At 64.6% G+C, this 19182-nt stretch carries 19 protein-coding genes; 9 read left to right on the top strand and 10 right to left on the bottom strand.

Annotated features, from left to right (window positions below):
- Positions 1–166 precede the first annotated feature (166 nt).
- Genes FDN03_RS13020 through FDN03_RS13010 form a run of 3 tightly spaced genes read right to left on the bottom strand, consistent with a single transcriptional unit; the run spans position 167 to position 2890 of the window.
- Entirely contained in the window at positions 167–1123 is a 957-nt protein-coding gene (locus tag FDN03_RS13020; RefSeq protein WP_138177778.1) for a COX15/CtaA family protein, read from the bottom strand.
- Between the two features lie 28 nt (positions 1124–1151).
- A complete protein-coding gene (locus tag FDN03_RS13015; RefSeq protein ID WP_138177776.1) occupies positions 1152–1934 on the bottom strand; it encodes an ABC transporter permease in 783 nt (260 codons plus the stop codon).
- Positions 1931–2890, bottom strand: coding sequence for an ABC transporter ATP-binding protein (locus FDN03_RS13010; protein ID WP_138177774.1), 960 nt, complete (start codon positions 2888–2890; stop codon positions 1931–1933). Before FDN03_RS13010 ends, FDN03_RS13015 begins: the two co-directional genes overlap by 4 nt.
- A 239-nt stretch (positions 2891–3129) precedes the next feature.
- Here FDN03_RS13010 and FDN03_RS13005 point away from each other — a divergent pair, with 239 nt between their 5' ends.
- From FDN03_RS13005 to FDN03_RS12980, 6 genes are all read left to right on the top strand, one after another.
- The gene (locus FDN03_RS13005) at positions 3130–3867 is read left to right on the top strand and encodes a metalloregulator ArsR/SmtB family transcription factor (RefSeq protein ID WP_246049488.1); all 738 of its coding nucleotides are present in this window, start codon (positions 3130–3132) and stop codon (positions 3865–3867) included.
- Positions 3864–5324 (top strand): Fe-S cluster assembly protein SufB, encoded by a 1461-nt coding sequence (gene sufB, locus FDN03_RS13000; RefSeq protein WP_138177770.1) that lies wholly within the window; start codon positions 3864–3866, stop codon positions 5322–5324. The genes FDN03_RS13005 and sufB overlap by 4 nt, the downstream gene beginning before the upstream one ends.
- A gap of 2 nt (positions 5325–5326) precedes the next feature.
- Positions 5327–6604, top strand: coding sequence for a Fe-S cluster assembly protein SufD (sufD, locus tag FDN03_RS12995; protein WP_138177768.1), 1278 nt, complete (start codon positions 5327–5329; stop codon positions 6602–6604).
- A gap of 47 nt (positions 6605–6651) precedes the next feature.
- Entirely contained in the window at positions 6652–7410 is a 759-nt protein-coding gene (gene sufC / locus FDN03_RS12990) for a Fe-S cluster assembly ATPase SufC (protein WP_054820772.1), read from the top strand.
- A gap of 13 nt (positions 7411–7423) precedes the next feature.
- Entirely contained in the window at positions 7424–7768 is a 345-nt protein-coding gene (locus FDN03_RS12985) for a metal-sulfur cluster assembly factor (protein WP_138177766.1), read from the top strand.
- 247 nt (positions 7769–8015) lie between these two features.
- Positions 8016–8363 carry a metal-sulfur cluster assembly factor gene (locus FDN03_RS12980; protein WP_138177764.1) on the top strand — a complete coding sequence of 116 codons (348 nt, stop codon included), beginning with the start codon at positions 8016–8018 and terminating at the stop codon, positions 8361–8363.
- Positions 8364–8389: 26 nt separating this feature from the next.
- On the opposite strand, the gene FDN03_RS12975 is transcribed toward FDN03_RS12980, so the two are convergent.
- From FDN03_RS12975 to FDN03_RS12950, 6 genes are all read right to left on the bottom strand, one after another.
- Entirely contained in the window at positions 8390–9571 is a 1182-nt protein-coding gene (locus tag FDN03_RS12975) for a thiolase family protein (RefSeq protein WP_138177762.1), read from the bottom strand.
- A gap of 62 nt (positions 9572–9633) precedes the next feature.
- Positions 9634–11157, bottom strand: coding sequence for a class I adenylate-forming enzyme family protein (locus tag FDN03_RS12970; RefSeq protein ID WP_138177760.1), 1524 nt, complete (start codon positions 11155–11157; stop codon positions 9634–9636).
- A 5-nt stretch (positions 11158–11162) separates the two neighbouring features.
- Positions 11163–11804: a biotin transporter BioY gene (locus FDN03_RS12965; protein WP_138177758.1), complete on the bottom strand. Its 642-nt coding sequence runs from the start codon at positions 11802–11804 to the stop codon at positions 11163–11165.
- Positions 11805–11888: 84 nt separating this feature from the next.
- Complete coding sequence (locus tag FDN03_RS12960; protein ID WP_138177756.1) at positions 11889–12524, bottom strand: energy-coupling factor transporter transmembrane component T; 636 nt, start codon at positions 12522–12524, stop codon at positions 11889–11891.
- A complete protein-coding gene (locus FDN03_RS12955) occupies positions 12521–13291 on the bottom strand; it encodes an ABC transporter ATP-binding protein (protein ID WP_138177754.1) in 771 nt (256 codons plus the stop codon). The genes FDN03_RS12960 and FDN03_RS12955 overlap by 4 nt, the downstream gene beginning before the upstream one ends.
- A 184-nt stretch (positions 13292–13475) precedes the next feature.
- Positions 13476–14195 carry a LysE family translocator gene (locus FDN03_RS12950; protein WP_138177752.1) on the bottom strand — a complete coding sequence of 240 codons (720 nt, stop codon included), beginning with the start codon at positions 14193–14195 and terminating at the stop codon, positions 13476–13478.
- 153 nt (positions 14196–14348) lie between these two features.
- On the opposite strand from FDN03_RS12950, the gene FDN03_RS12945 reads away from it, so the two are divergent.
- The gene (locus tag FDN03_RS12945) at positions 14349–14795 is read left to right on the top strand and encodes an Lrp/AsnC family transcriptional regulator (protein WP_054820708.1); all 447 of its coding nucleotides are present in this window, start codon (positions 14349–14351) and stop codon (positions 14793–14795) included.
- Here the strand turns inward: FDN03_RS12945 and FDN03_RS12940 are convergent.
- The gene (locus tag FDN03_RS12940; protein WP_138177750.1) at positions 14767–16011 is read right to left on the bottom strand and encodes an MFS transporter; all 1245 of its coding nucleotides are present in this window, start codon (positions 16009–16011) and stop codon (positions 14767–14769) included. The genes FDN03_RS12945 and FDN03_RS12940 overlap by 29 nt on opposite strands.
- Positions 16012–16488: 477 nt before the next feature.
- Between FDN03_RS12940 and FDN03_RS12935 the strand changes: the two genes are divergently transcribed.
- Together FDN03_RS12935 and FDN03_RS12930 are read left to right on the top strand one after the other, a co-directional pair.
- On the top strand, positions 16489–17382 hold the full coding sequence (locus FDN03_RS12935; protein ID WP_249354566.1) for a CPBP family intramembrane glutamic endopeptidase: 894 nt from the start codon (positions 16489–16491) through the stop codon (positions 17380–17382).
- Positions 17383–17474: 92 nt separating this feature from the next.
- On the top strand, positions 17475–19160 hold the full coding sequence (locus tag FDN03_RS12930; protein WP_138177746.1) for an FAD-binding dehydrogenase: 1686 nt from the start codon (positions 17475–17477) through the stop codon (positions 19158–19160).
- Positions 19161–19182 lie beyond the last annotated feature (22 nt).

The raw sequence follows: 19182 nt of genomic DNA, 5'->3' as shown, positions 1-19182 counted from the left end.
GTCCCCGGCTGTGTGCGGCTCCGCGCCAGGGTTTCGGGCAGTGAAGTGCCACCGGAAGCGCGTGATGCTGGACAAAGAACAGCGACCCGGTGCCGGATCGCAATGGGTTCCGACACCGGGTCGCTGCGCACCACGGTGGGACGGCCTGGGGCCGTCTTGGGGCCGGCTAGAGCTGGGGGACGTTGTGCTGCGGCACCTCGTACTTGGGCAGGCGCACCGCACGGTCCCACACGTTGGTGGTGGCGATGCCCAGCAGCGCGCTGCCCAGCATGTGCAGGATGACCAGCACGATCGGCAGGCCGGTGAAGTGCTGGATGTACCCGATCGCGGCCTGCAGGAGCAGCACGCCGACCAGCCAGTACAGCCCGTGGGTGAATTCCGGGCCGGCCTTGCGCTTGGCCGCGAGCACCAGCAGGACAATGGTCGCGCCGATCAGCAGGTACACCGGGGCGGTGTGCATGCGGGTCACGGTCAGCGGGTCGAACAGATGGCGGGGGGCCGAGGCGTCCCCGGCGTGCGGACCGGTGCCGGTGACCACGGTGCCGAAGATGATGGCCAGCATGGAGGCGATCCAGGCCACCCAGGAGACCTGGGCGATGGTCTTGTCCTGCACCGGGGCGGGGGTGTGCTTGTATTCGCTGCCGGTGCGGTTGACCAGGACGGTGGCCAGCATGACCAGGGCCATGGACAGCAGGAAGTGCAGGGACACCACCCACGGGTTCAGCCCCGACCAGACGGTGATGCCGCCGATGACCCCCTGGAAGGGGATGCCGATGAGCAGGACCCAGCCGATCACAAACAGCGAACGGTGGGTGGAGCGCATCCTCCAGATGGCCACCAGGAAGGCCAGGGCGATGGCCATCAGCACGAAGGTCAGCAGGCGGTTGCCGAACTCAATGAAACCGTGGATGCCCATTTCCGGGACCGGGGTCATGGTGCCGGGCATGCAGTTCGGCCACTGGGAGCAACCCAGCCCGGACTTGGTCAGGCGCACGGCGCCGCCACTGATGATGATGCCCACCTGGGAGACCAGCGAGGCGATCGCCAAGCCGTGCACGGTCTTGGTGATCTTGGTGGGCAGCCTGTCCGCCCAGCTCGTGGACGGGGCAACGGACGAAGACATTAACTTCTCCCTCGGATTGGTGTGGCGGTTAGTTCCATTTGAACAGCTTGACGGCCGCGAATGAGCCCACGACGGTCCACACCACCAGCAGCAGGCCTGCCGGGAAGTGGAAGACGCCGTCGATGAGCGCCGCGCGCAGCGAATCGCCCAATGCCGCGGAGGGCAGAGCGTTGAGGATGGGGTGGATCCAGGCCGGGGCCATGGAGGTCGGGAAGAGCACCCCGCCGACGCCGGCCAGCAGGATCCAGGCCAGGTTGGTGATGGCCAGCGTCGCCTCGGGCCGCACGGTCCCGGCGATCAGTAGGCCCAGGGCGGTAAAGCAGCCGGCGCCCAGCAGCAGGAAGAGCAGGGAGGGCAGGATGCCGACCAGGCGTGGTTCCCAGCCCAGCAGCAGCGCGCAGGCCCCGATCAGCACCAGCTGGATGGCCAGGACGGTCAATACGGCCACGACCTTGCCGAAGATCAGCCCGGTGCGCCCCAGGGGGGTGGTGGAGAACATCCGCAGCACCCCGTAGCGCCGGTCGAACCCGGTGCCGATGCCCTGCCCGGTGAACGCGGTGGACACCACGCACAGGGCCAGCACCCCGGGCACGGCGGCGTCGATGTTGCGTGCGGCCACCCCGTCGATGAGGTTGGTGAAGGTCAGGGCGAACAGGGCGATCAGCGGCATCACGATGGCCAGCACCAGCTGTTCACCGTTGCTGAGCATCACGAGGGTCTCGTACTTGCCCTGCAGGGCGATGCGCCGCAACGGGGAGACCGCGTTGTTGGGCACGCTCTGGTGCCGGGGAAGCTCGGTCGGTGCGCTCATGCGTTATCGGGCTCCTTCTGGGCGATCTCCAGGAACACGTCCTCCAGGCTGCGGGCCTGCAGGCTCAGGTGGTGGGGCAGGATGCCGGCCTCGGCCCACCAGGTGGTCAGCCACAGCAGGTGGTCGGGGGAGCGGACCCCGTCCAGGCGGTATTCGCCCGGGGCCGTTTCGCTCAGGTGCAGTCCGGCGGGCACGGCATCCGGCAGCGCCAGGCCGGCTCCGGCCCCGAAGGAGACCGGGCGGGTCTGCTGTTCGGCGGCGGCCAGGGTGGTCAGTTCGCTGACCGTGCCCTGGGCGACGGTGCGCCCACGGTCGATGATGTACACGTAGTCACTGAGCTTCTGGGCGTCATCCATCAGGTGGGTGGTCAGGATGATGGCCTTGCCCGCATCGCGCAGGTCGCCGATCAGGTCGAACACCACCTGGCGCGACTGCGGGTCCAGCCCGGCGCTGGGCTCGTCGAGGAAGACGACTTCCGGGTCCCCGGCCAGTGCCGCGGCCAGCGCGACGCGCTGCTTCTGTCCGCCGGAGAGCCGGCGGATGGTGCGCGAGGCGAAAGATTCGATGTCCAGCCGTTTGATCAGCGCATCCAGGTCGATGGGGTTGCGGTAAAGCGAAGCGACGTGGCGCAGCAGCGGGATCGGGCGCATCGACGGGGGCAGCCCGCCATCCTGGAGCATCACCCCCACCCGGGAGCGCAGTTCGGGCTTGTCCCCGTAGGGGTCCTGCCCCAGCAGCTGGATGCTTCCGCTGTCCGGGCGCAGCAGGCCCTGGGCGCAGCTGAGGGTGGTGGACTTCCCGGCGCCGTTGGAGCCAAGCAGGGTGGTCACCTGTCCGGGGTGGGCCTTGAGTGAGACGGAGTGCAGGACCCGGAGCATCCGGTTATTCAGCGCCGGCACCGGTCCAAGGTCCTTGCACAGCTCACTGATGATGAGACTGGGGGAATCGGAAGACACCCATCGATTCTACGCTAGGTCGAAGTTGGGTCCGATGAGGCTTTGCTCACGGCGGTTTTCGGGCAAACACGCTAAGATAAATTTCGTGGTCATGTTGAAAATTGCCGGTGCCGAGCAGGTGCCGACAATGGCTAACCTTAGTAAGCACTTCCTTACTAGACCTTAGCGCTAAATATGGTCATGCTTGTGTTGTGTATTCATCTAAAGCAAACTCAGTTGGCGATCAGCCGGCAAAGGTAGTGGGCGCGATTGGGGATACCGAAGAACGGACGCGCGACCGCGTGTTGTATGCCGTCTTGGAAGACGGCCCGGTCAGCGCGGCAGAGTTGGGCAAGAAACTTGGTTTCACCCCGGCAGCCGTTCGACGCCACCTCGATGCCCTGTCCAAGGCCGGGCTGGTCGAGGTCAAGCTGGTCGCAAACCAGAAGTCTGGTGCCGGACGCCCCTCGCGCCGGTACGTGCTCTCCCACCGGGGGCAGGCGAAGTTGGGCAACGACTACCTGGACATCGCCACCCAGGCCCTGCGGGATCTGGGCGACGCGGCCGGGGAGGACGCCATCCGCGGGTTCGCCCGCCGCCGCTTCCAGGACATGGAGGCCCGGTACGCCAAGGCCCTTGAGGGGGTCGAAGGCCTGGAGCAGCGGGCCGAGGTGCTCGGTGAGCTGCTGAACGCCGACGGATTTGTCGGGTACACGCGCACCGTGGACACCAAGCTGCCCACGGCGTTGATGCACAGCGTGCAGTTGTGCCAGGGGCATTGCCCCATCCAAGACTTGGCACGTGAGTTCCCGGTGTTCTGTGACACCGAGACGGAAATGTTCGCCCGGCTGCTGGGGGTCGACGTACGTCGGCTCTCCACGCTGGCCAGCGGCGGTCACGTGTGCACGACCCACATCCCCGTGGGCCGTGAAAAGGCGCCGCGACGCGCCGAGAAGAGAACTCGAATTCAGTTCACGAAGCAGGAGAGGCCGCGATGACGGATCAGATTGCACATGAGTCTGCCGACCCGGGCGTGATTTCCGAGATCCTGGAGAAGAACCCTGAACTCCACGGGATCGGAAACTACGAATACGGTTGGGCTGACAGCGACGAGGCAGGTGCCAGCGCCCAGCGTGGCCTCAGCGAGGCCGTGGTGGAGAACATCTCGCACCTGAAGAGCGAGCCGGAATGGATGCTCGAACGCCGCTTGAAGTCGTTGAAGTACTTTGACCGCAAGCCGATGCCCACCTGGGGCGCGGACCTGTCGGGCATCGACTTCGACAACATCAAGTACTTCGTTCGCTCCACCGAGAAGCAGGCCACCAGCTGGGAGGACCTGCCCGAGGACATCAAGAACACTTACGACAAGCTGGGCATCCCGGAGGCTGAAAAGCAGCGCCTGGTGGCCGGTGTGGCCGCCCAGTACGAGTCCGAGGTCGTCTACCACCAGCTGCGTGAGGACCTGGAAGCGCAGGGCGTGGTGTTCCTGGACACCGACACCGCGTTGAAGGAACACCCGGAAATCTTCCAGGAGTACTTCGGCACCGTAATCCCGGCGGGCGACAACAAGTTCGCCGCGTTGAACACGGCCGTATGGTCCGGCGGCTCGTTCGTGTACGTCCCCAAGGGCGTTCACGTCGAAATCCCGCTGCAGGCCTACTTCCGCATCAACACCGAGAACATGGGCCAGTTCGAGCGCACGCTGATCATCGCCGATGAGGGCTCCTACGTGCACTACATCGAGGGCTGCACCGCACCGATCTACCAGTCGGACTCGCTGCACTCGGCCGTGGTGGAGATCATCGTGAAGAAGAACGCCCGCGTTCGCTACACCACCATCCAGAACTGGTCGAACAACGTCTACAACCTGGTCACCAAGCGCGCCATCTGTGAAGAGGGCGCCACCATGGAGTGGGTCGACGGCAACATCGGCTCCAAGGTCACCATGAAGTACCCGGCCGTGTACCTGGTCGGCGAACACGCCAAGGGCGAGACCCTGTCCATCGCCTTCGCCGGCGAGGGCCAGCACCAGGACACCGGTTCGAAGATGGTGCACATCGCCCCGAACACCTCCAGCGCGATCGTCGCCAAGTCGGTGGCCCGCAATGGCGGACGCTCGGCCTACCGCGGCCTGGTGCAGGTGCGCGAAGGCGCCAAGGGCACCAAGAACTCGGTGGTGTGTGACGCGCTGCTGGTCGACCAGATCTCACGTTCGGACACCTACCCCTACATTGACGTGCGTGAAGACGACGTCACCATGGGCCACGAGGCGACCGTCTCGCGCGTATCCGAGGACCAGCTGTTCTACCTGATGAGCCGCGGCATGGCCGAGGACGAGGCCATGGCAATGATCGTGCGCGGCTTCGTCGAGCCGATCGCCCGCGAGCTGCCGATGGAATACGCACTGGAACTGAACCGCCTCATTGAACTGCAGATGGAAGGATCGGTCGGCTAAGCATGTCGGAGACCACTACCCATATTCCGGACGAGAAGGCCCGCATCGGCGCCCCCTCAATCCCGGGTTTCACCGAAGAGGGCGAGAACCTCTCGCCGCTGAACGAGGCCGCCTCGCCGCTGGCCGGCGACTCGGTCAAGGGCCACAGCCACGGTGGCGGGGTCGGCATTCCCGACTCCTCCCGTGCCGGCCGTCTGACCAGCTACAACGTCGATGACTTCGCACCGCTGACCGGCCGCGAGGAAGACTGGCGCTTCACCCCGCTCAAGCGCCTGGGCGGGCTGCACAAGAAGGAACTGACCGGCGCCGCGCCGAAGGTTGAGCTCAGCGGCGACGAGAAGGTCACCATCACCACCGTGCCGGCCAGCGACAAGCTGCGCGGCGTGGTCTCCACCCCGGAGGACCGGGTGGCGGCCAACGGCTGGAAGTACGCCAACGAGGCGCACGTGCTGACGATCCCGGCCAACGCCGAGGGCATCAAGTCGCACCTGACCATCACCGGTGAGTCCATGGACCCCGCCGCCCAGCACATCATCGTGATCGCCCAGGAGAACTCCGAGGCGACCCTGGTGCTGGACCACGTCGGTTCCGCCGTGCTCTCGCAGAACATCGAGTTCGAGGTGCGCGCCGGGGCGAAGCTGACCGTCGTGTCGCTGCAGGCCTGGAACGATGACGCGATCCACGCCTCCAGCCAGCAGGCTGCCGTGGCCAAGGACGCCTACTTCAAGCACATCGCCATCTCCTTCGGTGGCGACCTGGTGCGCGTGAACCCCTCGGCCCGTTTCGCCGGGGAGCACGGTGAGGTGGAGCTGTACGGCCTGTACTTCGCAGACGCCGGCCAGCACCAGGAGCACCGCCTGTTCGTGGACCACAACCTGCCCAACTGCACCTCCAACGTGCTCTACAAGGGTGCGCTGCAGGGCGAAGGGGCACACACCGTGTGGATCGGCGACGTGCTGATCCGCAAGGAGGCCTCGGGGACCGACTCCTACGAAGCCAACCGCAACCTGGTGCTCACCGACGGCACCCGTGCCGACTCGGTGCCGAACCTGGAGATCGAGACCGGCCTGATCGAGGGTGCCGGGCACGCCTCAACCACCGGACGCTTCGATGACGAGCACCTGTTCTACCTGATGAGCCGTGGCATCGACGAGAAGTCCGCCCGCCGCCTGGTGGTTCGCGGCTTCCTGAACGAAATCGTGCAGCAGATCCGCGATGAGGAACTTGAAGCGCGCCTGACCGACATCATCGAAAAGGAATTGGCCGTCACCAACAACTAGTTGGCCGGGTAATTCGAAAGATTTTAGACACAGAAACGGAACGACGTATGTCTACTTTGGAAATCAAGGACCTGCACGTCTCGATCGACACCGAGCAGGGCGAGAAGGAAATCCTCAAGGGCGTCTCGCTGGTGATCAACACCAACGAAACCCACGCGATCATGGGTCCGAACGGTTCGGGCAAGTCCACCCTGGCCGCCACCATCGCCGGTCACCCGCGCTACAACGTCACCAGCGGCTCGATCATGCTGGACGGCGAGGACGTGCTGGAGATGAGCGTTGACGAGCGCGCCAAGGCCGGCCTGTTCCTGGCCATGCAGTACCCGGTCGAGGTCCCGGGCGTGTCCATGACCAACTTCCTGCGCACCGCCAAGACCGCCATCGACGGCGAAGCACCGAAGCTGCGCACCTGGACCAAGGACGTCAAGGAAGCCATGGGCAAGCTGAAGATCGACGCCGACTTCGCCCAGCGCAACGTCAACGAAGGCTTCTCCGGCGGTGAGAAGAAGCGCGTGGAAATCCTGCAGCTGGAACTGTTCAAGCCGAAGTTTGCCGTGCTGGATGAAACCGACTCGGGCCTGGACGTTGACGCGCTGAAGGTTGTCTCCGAGGGCGTGAACCGTGCCCAGGACGAGAACGAGATGGGTGTTCTGCTGATCACCCACTACACCCGCATCCTGCGCTACATCAAGCCGGACCACGTGCACGTGTTCGTTGACGGCAAGATCGCCGAACAGGGCGGCCCGGAACTGGCCGACCGTCTGGAAGAAGAGGGCTACGACCGTTTCCTGAAGGTCACGGCCTAGTTAGGTGGAAACCATGAGCGAATCAACTGAACAGCACGAGGGGTCGACCACGACCCCGCTGGAGGATGTCGAGGAAGCGCTCAAGGATGTTATTGACCCGGAACTGGGAGTCAATATCGTCGATTTGGGTCTGCTCTACGGGCTGAAGTACGCCGAGGACGGCGTGCTTCTGATCGACATGACCCTGACCACCGCGGCCTGCCCGCTCACCGACGTGATCGAGGAGCAGGTGGCAGCGACGCTGGAGAGCATAGTCGACGAGCACCGTCTGAACTGGGTCTGGATGCCGCCATGGGGTCCGGAACGGATCACCGACGACGGCCGTGACCAGATGCGTGCCCTCGGGTTCAACATCTAGTCACAGACCCCGGTCCAGCAGGCCGGCACACCGCCCACGGGCGGGCGTGCCGGCCTGCTGGCGTTAACCCCCACGCGGCGGGGTGCAGCAGCCGGCCGCAGCCGCGCCGCCACAAGCAGCGGCTGCGTGGAAGTTACCCGGTGCAGCGTCATCTGCTGGGGGACCGCCACGCCGGATGATAACGTGATGGCCAAGTGGCGTAATCAATGCAGGTTCGCCTTATTCACACGAGTTTGCGGAGCAGTTGATGTCCGAATCCCCAGAACACGGCGTCCCCACCCGGTTGGCCCGGCCCATGGCCGAGATCCGCGAGGCGCTGAAGGACGTGATCGACCCCGAGCTCGGGGTCAACATCATCGATCTGGGCCTGGTGTACGGGCTGCGCTTCAGCGAACGCGGGGTACTGGAAATCGACATGACGCTGACCACCGCCGAATGCCCGCTGACCGATGTGATCGAGGAACAGGTCGCTTCGGTCCTAAGGAACCTGGTCGGCACCTACCACCTGAACTGGGTCTGGCTGCCGCCCTGGAGCGCGCAGCGGATCACCGATGAGGGACGAGAGCAATTGCGGGCACTGGGCTTCAACATCTAGCTCCCGGCCCACGCGTAGGAGCAGTCCTAGGCCACAGCAGGGCCTTGCAAGGCCAGGGCCTCGAAGGCGACCGCGCTGCCCGTACCCCCGGCGGCAGCCATCAACGCCACGGCATTCGCCCCGTGCAGCCCACGCCGCCGGGCCTGCCAGAAGAGCCGCGACACCAGGATCCCGCCGCTGGCCCCATACGGGTGTCCCAGTGCCAGGGCGCCGCCCTCCAAGTTGACGCAGGCCTCGGCCACATCCAGTTCGTCCAGGCACGCCAGGGCCTGGACGGCGAAGGCCTCATTGAACTCCAGCAGCCGGGGCGGGGTCTGCAGCAGCTGCGGCAACAGCCGCTGCAGATTGCGGTAGGCCGGCACCGCCGCTAGTCCCAGAACCTGCGGATCACAGGCGCCGGCGGCAGCGCCCAGATACCGCAACGCAAAACCCACTCGTAGACGCCCCAGGGTTTCGGCATCGACCAGCATCACCGCCGCCGCGCCATCATTGATCGGACAACTGTTCCCGGCCGTCACGCTGCCCCCAGCGACGAAGGCCGGACGCAACGCGGAAAGCTTCTCCATGCTCAGGTTGCTTCTGGTGCAGCCATCGCGGGTGACCACTCCCTGCGGCGTGCCAACCGGAACCAGCTCGCCGGTGAAGTGCCCGGCCTGTTCGGCCGCCAGCGCCCGATGGTGGCTGCGCAGCGCGAAACGGTCTTGTCGTTCGCGGGAAATCCCATAGCGCCTGGCAATGTTTTCTGCCGCAACCCCCATGCCCGGGTCGGGATCCGGGGCCGGGGTGAACCGTGCACGGGAATAGCGGCGGACCGGTTCCATCGGATCATGGGGGTTGCTCAGCCTCCAGGGCGCGGTGCTCACGCTTTCGGTACCGCCGGCAATGACTACCCGGGCTTCGCCGCAGGCGATCATCCTGGCCCCGGCCGCGATTGCCTCCAGCCCGCTGGCGCATTGGGCGTCAAAACTGGTGGCCGGCACGTCGGGGCCGAGGCTGCTGGCCAGGGTGGCCACCCGGGCAATGTTGCCCCCGGGCCCGGCCGCGCTGCCCAGCAGCACCTGATCCACCTCTCCGGGCGGCGCCCCGGTCTCCTGTAGCAGTGCATCGATCACGGTGGCGGCCAAGCGTTCGGCGCCGACCTGCGAGTACTGCCTGGCGCTGCGCAGGATCGGGGTACGCCGTGCAGCAACCACATAGACCTGGTTCATGAACTCTTCCCTTCCTGAACGAGGTGCGGACTCAGCGGGCTTCGCGCGCGTGCGCCGCAAACCTAAGCCCGTACCGTGTTGTTGGCCGGCGCCCGCAGCAGCACCGCGCCCTCGGGCGACCAGACGTCGGGAAGCCGCCCGACCGCGATCTTGCCGCTGCTGGTCAGCGGCCAGACGTCGACGCACCGCAGCTCGTGCGGGATTTTGTAGGTCGGCAGGACCGCCGCCAGCCGGGCGCGGATTTCCTGCGCATCCATGGTGGGGCAGAGCTCGTCTCGGTGGATGACCGCGATCAGCCGGGGAGCCGCTTCAGGCTCCTCATGCAGCAGAACCTCGACATGGGCCAGCCCCAGTGTGGCGGCCATGGCCTGGCTGATTTCGCTGGGGTGGATATTGTTGCCACCCAGGTTCAGCATTCCTCCGGCCCGCCCGAGGACAAACAGCGTCCCGTCCGTAAACCGGCCCATGTCCCGGACGCTGAGCCGGTTGCCGTCCCAGCGGAAGCGTTCCTGACCGCTGGGATGGTATCCGCTGGCCAGCAGGGGGCTGTGCACGTAGATTTCCCCGATGCCGGTCTCTTGATCCGGTGCGGCGATGTGCAACTGGACGCCGGGAAATGGAGTGCCGGCGAATCCGGTGGAGGAAGTACGCTGCGCCGTGGTGGTGCTGCGGTAGGCGATCAGGCTGTGTTCGCTTGTGCCGTAATATTCCACGACGACCTCGAGGCCGGGCAGCTGCTGCAGCCGGCGGCGCAGGGGCGCGGGCAGGTTTTCCCCGCCGCTGATCGCGTAGCGCAGGCCCTCCAGCAGCCGTGGATCAAACTGCTCCAGTAGCCGGCGCAGGATGGAGGGAACTGCCACCACGCGGGTGCACCGGTGGGATTCAAGCAGTTCTCGTACCTGCCGTGGCATCCAGCGTCCGGTCAGCAGCGCCGTGCCTCCGGTGGTGAGGCTTTCCACGACCGCGTAGAGGCTGAGTCCATGGGCCAGCGGCCCGGGAATGAGGCTGATTTCTCCGGCGGTGGCGTGAAGAATCTTGCTGCCCAACCGGACGCTGGCCTGCCAGGAGTGGCGGGTGCGGCAAATCGCCTTGGGCAAGCTGGTGGTACCCGAGGTGAAGACGACCAGCAATTCCCGGTCCGCATCGATGTGCGGTGGGGCCAGCAGGGACGCTGGCTCATCTTCGGACAAGTCAATGGGCAACCGCATCAGGCCGGGGACGGCTGCCTGCTGCAGCGCCTGGGCGCCTGCCGCATCACACAGCACATGGCGCAGATCCAGCTGGCGGATCACGGCCCCCAGGCGGGATTCCGGCCAGGCCGGATCCAGCACCACGGCGCTGATCCCCGCCAGCACCAATGAGTAGAACCCGGTGATGGCGTGCAGCGGTTCGAAGGCCAACAGGCCCACCCGGGGCGGGAGCTGGTCCTCGGAAATCTTGCTGCCGGCGGCGGCCGCCACCCGGTCAGCGCCCCGGCTGGCCGCGGCGTAGAGCCGGGCGTAGCTCAGCGTCCGTTCGGTGCCGATCAGTGCCGGCTGTTGCGGAGCCGTTAGGGCACGCTGATAAAGGGTGGCGGCCAGATCCATGGGTGCTACTTCATCAGTCCGGAGTAGCTGCGGTGCACGGTCACGGCCACCACGGTGGTCAGGACGGCCTTGAAGAGGTCACCGGGCAGGAAGCCAAGCGAGCCCAGGGCCGAGGTGCCCATCGGGATGCCGGTGACCATGGTGGTCCAGGGGATGCCGCAGACGTAGATCACCAGGATGCCGCCAATGACGGTGGACACCAGGCCAGCGGCCAGCTGTGCGCCCTTGCTGTGGCACCGCAGCACCCAGTACTTGAACAACAGGCCAATCAGCAGCGAACCGAGAACCCAGCCCAGCAGGTAGCCGCCGGTCGGACCGGCGAAGACGCCCAGCCCTCCACGGCCGCCGGCCAACAGCGGAAGCCCCGCGGCCACCAATGCCACCAGGGTGAGATTGGCCAGCATGCCGCGCCAGGGGCCCAGCAGGGCTCCGGCAAGCATGACACCCAGGGTCTGCAGTGTGATCGGAACGGGGATCACACCCAAGGTGATCGGCGGTACCAGGCCCATCGCGGCGATCAGGGCCGCGAACACGGCCACCAGAACGGTGTCCCTGGTGGCGTTGGAACGGCCAGGGTTTTCCGGCAGGTTCGACGGTCGCGCCGAGCTGCCGTTGGCGGAGTCTCTGACTGAAGGAGTGTGGTTCATTGTTGCTTCCTGGATCAAGGGTGGATGGGAAGAGGCTGAATTTCTGGTTGCCGAGCAAGGCCCGGCCGGTGTGGTTCGGGCCGGCTATGCGTGGCGTTGTGGGCGAGTTCGGGCCTGCTGGCCCGCCTCGACGCTGTCATAGCCGCGGGCGTCGAGGGCTTCGGCGGTCTCATCGGCAACCCGCAGGGCCCGGATGACCAGTGGGACCGAGACGGCCAACGGGTTGTTGCCCAGTCCGCGGGCGTGCTGGGCCTCGCGTACTTCGAGGTAAATGCGCTTGAGTTCGGGGATGAAGCGGATGGCCAGGGCCAACCCGAGGGCGATCTGCGCCGGATTCGCGCCGACGTGGCGCAGCGGCGCCACAATGCGCTGGAACAGTTCGAGCATTTGGTCGAACGTCGTGGTGAGACTGACCGTATAGGCGCAGACGCATAATGTGAGCAGGCGCAGAGCCGCCACCGCGGCCTGGTTCCAGTCGGTCTGCAGCCCCATCACCACAAAGACCAGCCCCACGATGACCACCAGGGTGATTAGCGGCAGTCTCAGGCTGCGCAACGGCACCCGGGCGGAGAGCATCAGGAATACCGCCACGACCAGGGCGGCCGCCAAGATGCGCCAGCTGGGGATCAGGTAGAGGCCGATACTCACCAGAAGCAGCACCAGGAATTTCGCGCCGGCCGGCACCTGGCCAAGCCATGAGTCATTGTGGGCCGTTATCATTGGGCGCTCCAGTCGCGGTAGTACTGCACCGCTGCGGACGGGGGGCCATCGAAGCCGATGCCGCCGTCGGTGACCACGAGCACCCGGTCGAAGTCCTCGAGCAGCTCCAGGTCGTGGGTGACCACCAGGCAGCGTTGCGGCAGCCGCGCGATCTCCCGCTGGAATCGCAGACGGTTGCGCAGATCCAGCATCGTGGTGGGTTCATCAAAGACGATGACCTTCGGGTCCATGGCCAGGACGGCGGCCAGCGCCACCATCTGTTGTTCACCCCCGGAGAGCGTGTGGCTTTCGCGGTGCGCCAGGTGGCTGATCCCCAGTTCATGCAAGGTGGCGCTGACTCGTTCGCGGCGTTGGCTGGCCGGCAGGCGCAGGTTCTTCAGGCCAAAGGCGATGTCGTCCTCGACCAGGGGCATGATGATCTGGTTGGCCGGGTTCTGGAACACGAACCCGACATCGCGTCGCACCTTCTTCGCGTCCCGGGTGGTGCTCAGTTCGCCCACTCGCACGGTACCGGTGCTGGGCAGAACCAGGCCGTTGAGCAGGCGCACCAGTGTGGACTTGCCCGCACCGTTCGGACCAATTACCCCAATGCGAGATTCGTTGAGGGTCAGGTTGATGTCATCCAACACCAGTGTGCCTGCCCGCTGCACGGACACGTGGTCGATGCTCAGCTGCGGGATCTGGGGGAGTGCGGAAAGCTGGTCCTGCCCCGGCGTACCCTGAAAGTGGAGTTCGCGTGGAATCGGGGTGGTGCGGGGCTGTGTCATGCGATTCTTCCTGAGGTCCTGCGGCGGCTGTGCCCGGTTCCGTGGAACCGTCAAGCAAGAGCATACTTGATCACTGTTCAATTGTCTTGATCAGTGTTCAAGAATCGTCACGTTATGGCTGCAAGTCGACCGAAAGCCCCGGCGCCTACTGGAGGCGGATGCTGCAACAAATCTGCGGTCGGGCCTACTTCAGCAGGATCTGCTCGAAGATCAGTCCAATGGACAGGCAGATCATGATCAGCCCACTAAGGACGGTCACGACACGGGCGGCCAGCGGCCGACTGCGCAACAGGATGCGCGCTCCGAGTGCCACCGCGAAGTACACGCCAATGGACACCGTGAAGTGCAGCAGTCCCAGTAGCGTGGTCTGCAACGCCAGTGGCCACGCGGCGGCCTCGGTGATGAACTGCGGGATCAGGGCAACGTACAGCAATAGGGCCTTGGGGTTCGTCGCGCTGGTCAGCAGGCCCTTGGCAAAATCGGCGCGCGGGGTGGCACGGCGCAACTTTGGTTTGCGAATCATGGTCAGGGTTCCGGATGTTGGCTGCGGTGCGGAAGCATCAGCCATTTCGAGGCGGTCTTCTGCTTCGATTTCCTCCAGTGGTCCGTCATGGAATGCGGCCGACTTCCAATTGCGCAGGGTGCTGATCCCCAGCCAGAACAGGTAAAGCGCGCCGATGGCGGTCAGCCAGCTGAGTAGTTGCGGGGATCCTGCCACCAGCGCCGCGATCCCGGCTGCCACCAGTGCGGTGTGAAACAGGTACCCCACCAGCAGGCCGATCACGGCCGGAACGAAGGAGCGACGGGAGATCGCCGAGGAGATGATGTAGGCCCAATCGGCTCCCGGGGTGCACGCCAGGGTGAGCGAGACAAGCGCAAAGCCTGCCAGGAGCGAGGGGTCCATGAGTTTCTCCGTTCGGTCGTTCTGCCTCAACGCTAGGCAAAAAACGCCGAAATGTGCTTGCGAAGTTTCTCCCTTTACCCGCTCCTAGCGCAAGATAATAGGTGAAGCAGGTTGAAATTGACAATTTATTTGCGCATAGGAAGGAAAAGCGGCATGGATCAGCTGGATCGGGCCATCCTCGCAGAGCTTCAGAGGGACGGCAGGCTCAGCGCCACCGCGCTGGCTGAAAAAGTTGGCCTCACCGTGGCGCCGTGTCATCGACGCATCAGGGAGCTGGAGCGAAGCGGAGTTATCAGCGGCTACCAGGCGGTGGTCGACGCGAAGTTGGTGGGGCTGGGGTTTGAGGCGCTGGTCTTCGTGACGCTGAAGAACCGTTCGGAGATGAAGCAGTTTGAAGCCGCCGTGGAGGAAGTGGATTTCATCGTCGAAGCGCAGCGGCTCTTTGGGGAACCGGATTTCCTCTTACGGGTTTATGCCGCTGACCTTCCCAGCTATCAGCAACTCTATGACGACGTGCTGGTCGAACTTCCCGGAGTGGAGAAGCTGACCAGCACCATTGTCATGCGCAACATCAAGGACCGGGCTCTGCTGCCGGTATAACCTTTTTCGCTTCTCGCCGCGCAGGTTTGCCGACGATTGGGGTGAGCAGCAGGGAGCCGAGCATCACCAGGGCCGGGAGCCATAGGGCCGGCAGGATGCCGATGTGGTCACCGAGCAGCCCGATTAGTGGTGGACCGCTGAGCATCGCCCCGTAGCCGAAGCCGCTGACGATGCTGACCGCCCGGGGCCCCAGGTGCTTGGAATGCGAGGCGGCGATGGACATTCCCACCGGGAATCCCAGTGAACTGCCCAGTCCCCAGAAGAGCGCGCCCATCCCGATGCTCCAGGCGCTGTCTCCGGCGATGAACAACGCCACGCCGAACAGCCCGATGCCGCCCATGAGCAGCAGAGCCCGCACCGAACCCAGGCGGTCCACGATCTGACCGCCGGTGAAGCGCCCCAGGGTCATCGCCGCGACAAAGAGGGTGAAGACCAGCGCGCCGAGGGAGTGGGAGAACCCGTGGCCGGTATTGGTGGCGACCGCCAGCCAGTCGTTGGCCGCTCCTTCAGTGAAGCTCAGGCCGGCTACCATCAGCCCCAACAGCAGCAGCGTGTATCGCGTGTATTTTCCGCTTGCCGCGTTGGAAGACCAGGATTCTTCGGTGACCGGCATGGGCGCGGGAGTCGGGGTCTCATCCGCGACCAGGGTTGTGGACCAGACCGCCAGTGCCGCGATAATCAGCGAGATGACGCTGAAATGCCAGAGGCTTGGCCACTGCAGACTAATAGTGGCGGTGGCGGCACCGGCGCCGAGCAGGGTTCCAAGACTGAAAAATCCGTGTAGTGAGGGCAGGATGCTGTGTCCCTGACGGCGTTCGACGCCTCCGCCGTAGACGTTCATGGCCACGTCCAAAGTTCCGAAGATGATTCCGCTGCCCAACAGCACGACGTAGGCAAGAACCGGTTCGACGAAGGTGGAAATGGACAGCCCCATGAGCAACAGGCCGATCGCCAGCGCCAGGGGAAGGTAGAACAAAAGGTTCCGGATCGAAAAACGGCGAATCAGCATCGGGGCGACCGATAGCCCTACGAGCGAGCCGGCCGTCAGGCACGCCAGGAATGCGCCGAGCCCACTGCTGGAGAAGTCAAAAACATCGCCGATGACCGATAGTCGGCCCACCCAGGAGGCATACCAAAGCCCGGCCAAAAAGAACACCAGGCTGATGCCCAGGCGTTCGCCGGTAAACCGGCTGGCTGGCTTGGCGGCGATGGCCATGAGAGAAACCTCCAAATATCTACAGTACTTTGATTTTATCCCCTCAATTGCTGATGTATCAACAGACGGCTCCCGGGAAGACCAACAATTGGGCAATGTTTGAGGTGCGGCAAACCCAACTCACAGCTCCACTTCGCAATTTCCTCACGCTGGTGTTATATGAATCACTTTTCGAAGTGGTTGGTCGCGAGAAAGAGCCGCGGCTCTTGCCGCACTCTGGCATGCGCGGCAGGCGCGCGTCCTCTACCGACGCGAAGGCGGGAGTAATGGAATCCATTCGCTTCGCGGGACGAGCGCTCCGGCGCGCACGCACAGCGCAGGGATTGGCGCCGTGGTTTCAGTGGCGTTGCTCCTTGCTGCTTCCGAATCTGGTTGACTAGGTGCAAGATCGAACTCGTGCCCCTGTCTAAGTGAGATGAAATGAAGCAGCGTCAAGTACACTGGCTTGTTCCCGTGCTCTGGTATGTCGTTCTTAGCATGGGGCTGGCCTGGCTCGTTGCGCTTCCGCTCTGGCTGGGGCCGGGGCTGCAGCACCCGCAGTTCACCTGGATCGCGGTCGTCATGATGTGGACTCCGGCCGTGGCGGCAGTGATTGTCAGCGCCTTTCAGCGACGCCTGCGCGGCTTTGCGAGGAACGTGGGATTGTGGCCCGTCCGTCCCCTGGGCCGCTTTCTCTTCGGCGTGCTGCTGGCCATCGTGATCCCGCTGGCGCTAATCTTCCAGGCGTTGTTCGTCGGTGACCTGCTGGGTGTCTACCCGGCAGATTTCGAGCACCTGACGACGGTGCGAATTCTGGCCGGACGCACTGGCGCGAGCGAATTCCTCTGGACCCAACTGGGCTTTGCGGTGATGGGAGGATTCCTCAACGCGATACCGGCGCTGGGGGAGGAAATCGGGTGGCGCGGGTGGCTCTTTCCACGGCTGCTGCGCCTGGGGTCCGTTCCGGCGATTCTGATCTCCGGGGTGGTTTGGGGCGTCTGGCATGCACCCCTGTTGCTGCTGGGGTACAACTACCCGTACTCCTCGGGGCCGGTAGCGATCGCCTGCATGTCCGGAATGTGCATCGTCTTCGGTGCGCTGCTGGGCTGGCTGCGCCTGTACAGCAATTCGGTGTGGCCAGCAGCGCTGGCTCATGGAGTGTTCAACGCCAGCGTCGGTTTCGGCGTGCTTTTCCTGGCATTCGGTGGATTCCTTGACCCCACCAGCATGACCATCTCCGGGTGGACCGGCTGGATTCTTCCGGCCGTGGTCATCGTGCTCATGATCCTCTGTGGAGCTTTCCGCTCACACACCCGCACTACCGGGCGCGGCACCGACTCGATGCTGGACGCCGAACAGGCCGCGGCCTCCGCTGCCAAAGTGGCCGACTAGTACTGATTCACACCCTTCTCACGAGGAGAACTACCCAGTAGGGTCGAGGAAAGCCGCCGCGGCGCGGCCCATCGGGGAAAGGCGTCAATACCGTGCACCAGACAGAGCATGCGGACCTGCTGATCATTGGTGCTGGCCTTTCCGGGCTCGTGGCCGCCTGTGAAGCGGTCGAGGCGGGTTTGCGGGTCCTCGTCCTTGATCAGGAAAACGAGGCGAACCTGGGAGGCCAGGCGCACTGGTCGTTCGGCGGGTTGTTTCTGGTTGACTCGCCCGAACAGCGTCGGCTCGGAATCAGGGATTCGCTGGATCTTGCCTGGAGCGATTGGACGTCGAGCGCCCAATTTGACCGTCTTGACGATGAAGACCAATGGGCCGAGCGGTGGGCCAGGGCGTATGTGGAATTCGCTGCCGGTGAGAAGCGGGAATGGATACGCCGCCAAGGCATCGAGCTGACTCCCATTGTCGGGTGGGCAGAGCGAGGCGACGGGAGAGCCGAGGGGCATGGGAACTCCGTCCCGCGCTTTCACGTTTCCTGGGGGACCGGAACCGGCGTTTCGACACCATTTGCCGAGAAGGTTCTGCGCGCTCGTGACGAAGGGAAACTCGTGTTCCGTGGGCGGCACAAAGTTACCGATCTGGTATCCACACACGGAGCGGTTACCGGAGCGCGTGGGCAGGTCTTAAGGGAAGACCGTGCGGCGCGAGGTGTCAGCTCCTCACGTGAAGTCCTCGCTGAATTCGAATTCAGGGCCGAGGCAGTGCTCATCGCCACTGGAGGGATCGGGGCCAACCATGACCTGATCCGCAAGCATTGGTCTGAACGGCTGGGGCGGGCGCCGCGGCACATGCTCACCGGGGTGCCCAGCTACGTTGACGGCAGTGGCCTGCAGGTGGCGGAGGCCGCCGGAGCCCGAATCGTTAATCGTGATCGGATGTGGCACTACACCGAGGGCATCAAGAACTGGGATCCCGTGTGGCCCGGGCACGGCATTCGAATACTGCCCGGTCCCTCGTCCCTGTGGCTCGACGCGCTGGGACGCCGGATGGGAGCACCGTGCCTGCCCGGTCACGACACCATGGGTACCCTTCAGCACCTTCGCACGGATCCTGGAATCGACAGCTACGATCACTCCTGGTTTATCTTGAACCAGCGCATCATCGCCAAGGAGTTCGCGCTTTCCGGATCAGAGCAGAACCCGGATCTGACCAGCGGGGATCGGCGACGAGTGGTGATGGACAGGCTTTTCGCACGTGGTGCTCCGGCGCCCATCCAGGCCTTTCTGGAGCACGGCGAGGATTTCATTGTTGCCCGCACCCTGGAACAGCTAGTGGAAGGGATGAACCGGCTGGAACCGCAAACCCCCATCGACCATGCACTTGTGCGCCGGCAGGTGGAAGCCCGGGATCTGCAGACACGCAATCGCTTCGGCAAGGATCAGCAGATCCAGAGCATCCACAACGCACGCCGCTACCTCGGGGATCGGGCAACCCGCGCCGTGAAGGTGCACCGGATCTTGGACCCCAAGGCCGGTCCACTAATCGCCGTGCGGCTTCGAGTCATCACCCGCAAAACCCTGGGTGGGATCCAAACTGACCTTGACGGTCGCGTGTTGGCCAACGACGGAACGCCCGTACCCGGGCTCTATGCGGCCGGGGAAGTGGCCGGCTTCGGCGGGGGAGGCCTGCATGGGTATAACGCATTGGAAGGCACATTCTTGGGTGGCTGCTTGTTCTCCGGTTTGCAGGCCGGCCGATCGCTGTCCAACGCACTGTCCTAGTGGCTTGACCCCAATGATCTGA

The organism is Glutamicibacter sp. V16R2B1 (assembly GCF_005774635.1).
GTDB classification, from domain to species: domain Bacteria; phylum Actinomycetota; class Actinomycetes; order Actinomycetales; family Micrococcaceae; genus Glutamicibacter; species Glutamicibacter creatinolyticus.
Note: the sequence above shows the minus strand (reverse complement) of the source record. Positions and strands in the feature narration are given on the sequence as shown.

Coding starts and splice junctions, on each gene's coding strand:
- FDN03_RS13020 (WP_138177778.1), bottom strand. CDS start 1,123: ATGTCTTCGTCCGTTGCCCCGTCCACGAGCTGGGCGGACAGGCTGCCC.
- FDN03_RS13015 (WP_138177776.1), bottom strand. CDS start 1,934: ATGAGCGCACCGACCGAGCTTCCCCGGCACCAGAGCGTGCCCAACAAC.
- sufB (WP_138177770.1), top strand. CDS start 3,864: ATGACGGATCAGATTGCACATGAGTCTGCCGACCCGGGCGTGATTTCC.
- sufD (WP_138177768.1), top strand. CDS start 5,327: ATGTCGGAGACCACTACCCATATTCCGGACGAGAAGGCCCGCATCGGC.
- sufC (WP_054820772.1), top strand. CDS start 6,652: ATGTCTACTTTGGAAATCAAGGACCTGCACGTCTCGATCGACACCGAG.
- FDN03_RS12985 (WP_138177766.1), top strand. CDS start 7,424: ATGAGCGAATCAACTGAACAGCACGAGGGGTCGACCACGACCCCGCTG.
- FDN03_RS12980 (WP_138177764.1), top strand. CDS start 8,016: ATGTCCGAATCCCCAGAACACGGCGTCCCCACCCGGTTGGCCCGGCCC.
- FDN03_RS12975 (WP_138177762.1), bottom strand. CDS start 9,571: ATGAACCAGGTCTATGTGGTTGCTGCACGGCGTACCCCGATCCTGCGC.
- FDN03_RS12970 (WP_138177760.1), bottom strand. CDS start 11,157: ATGGATCTGGCCGCCACCCTTTATCAGCGTGCCCTAACGGCTCCGCAA.
- FDN03_RS12965 (WP_138177758.1), bottom strand. CDS start 11,804: ATGAACCACACTCCTTCAGTCAGAGACTCCGCCAACGGCAGCTCGGCG.
- FDN03_RS12960 (WP_138177756.1), bottom strand. CDS start 12,524: ATGATAACGGCCCACAATGACTCATGGCTTGGCCAGGTGCCGGCCGGC.
- FDN03_RS12955 (WP_138177754.1), bottom strand. CDS start 13,291: ATGACACAGCCCCGCACCACCCCGATTCCACGCGAACTCCACTTTCAG.
- FDN03_RS12950 (WP_138177752.1), bottom strand. CDS start 14,195: ATGGACCCCTCGCTCCTGGCAGGCTTTGCGCTTGTCTCGCTCACCCTG.
- FDN03_RS12945 (WP_054820708.1), top strand. CDS start 14,349: ATGGATCAGCTGGATCGGGCCATCCTCGCAGAGCTTCAGAGGGACGGC.
- FDN03_RS12940 (WP_138177750.1), bottom strand. CDS start 16,011: ATGGCCATCGCCGCCAAGCCAGCCAGCCGGTTTACCGGCGAACGCCTG.
- FDN03_RS12935 (WP_249354566.1), top strand. CDS start 16,489: ATGGGGCTGGCCTGGCTCGTTGCGCTTCCGCTCTGGCTGGGGCCGGGG.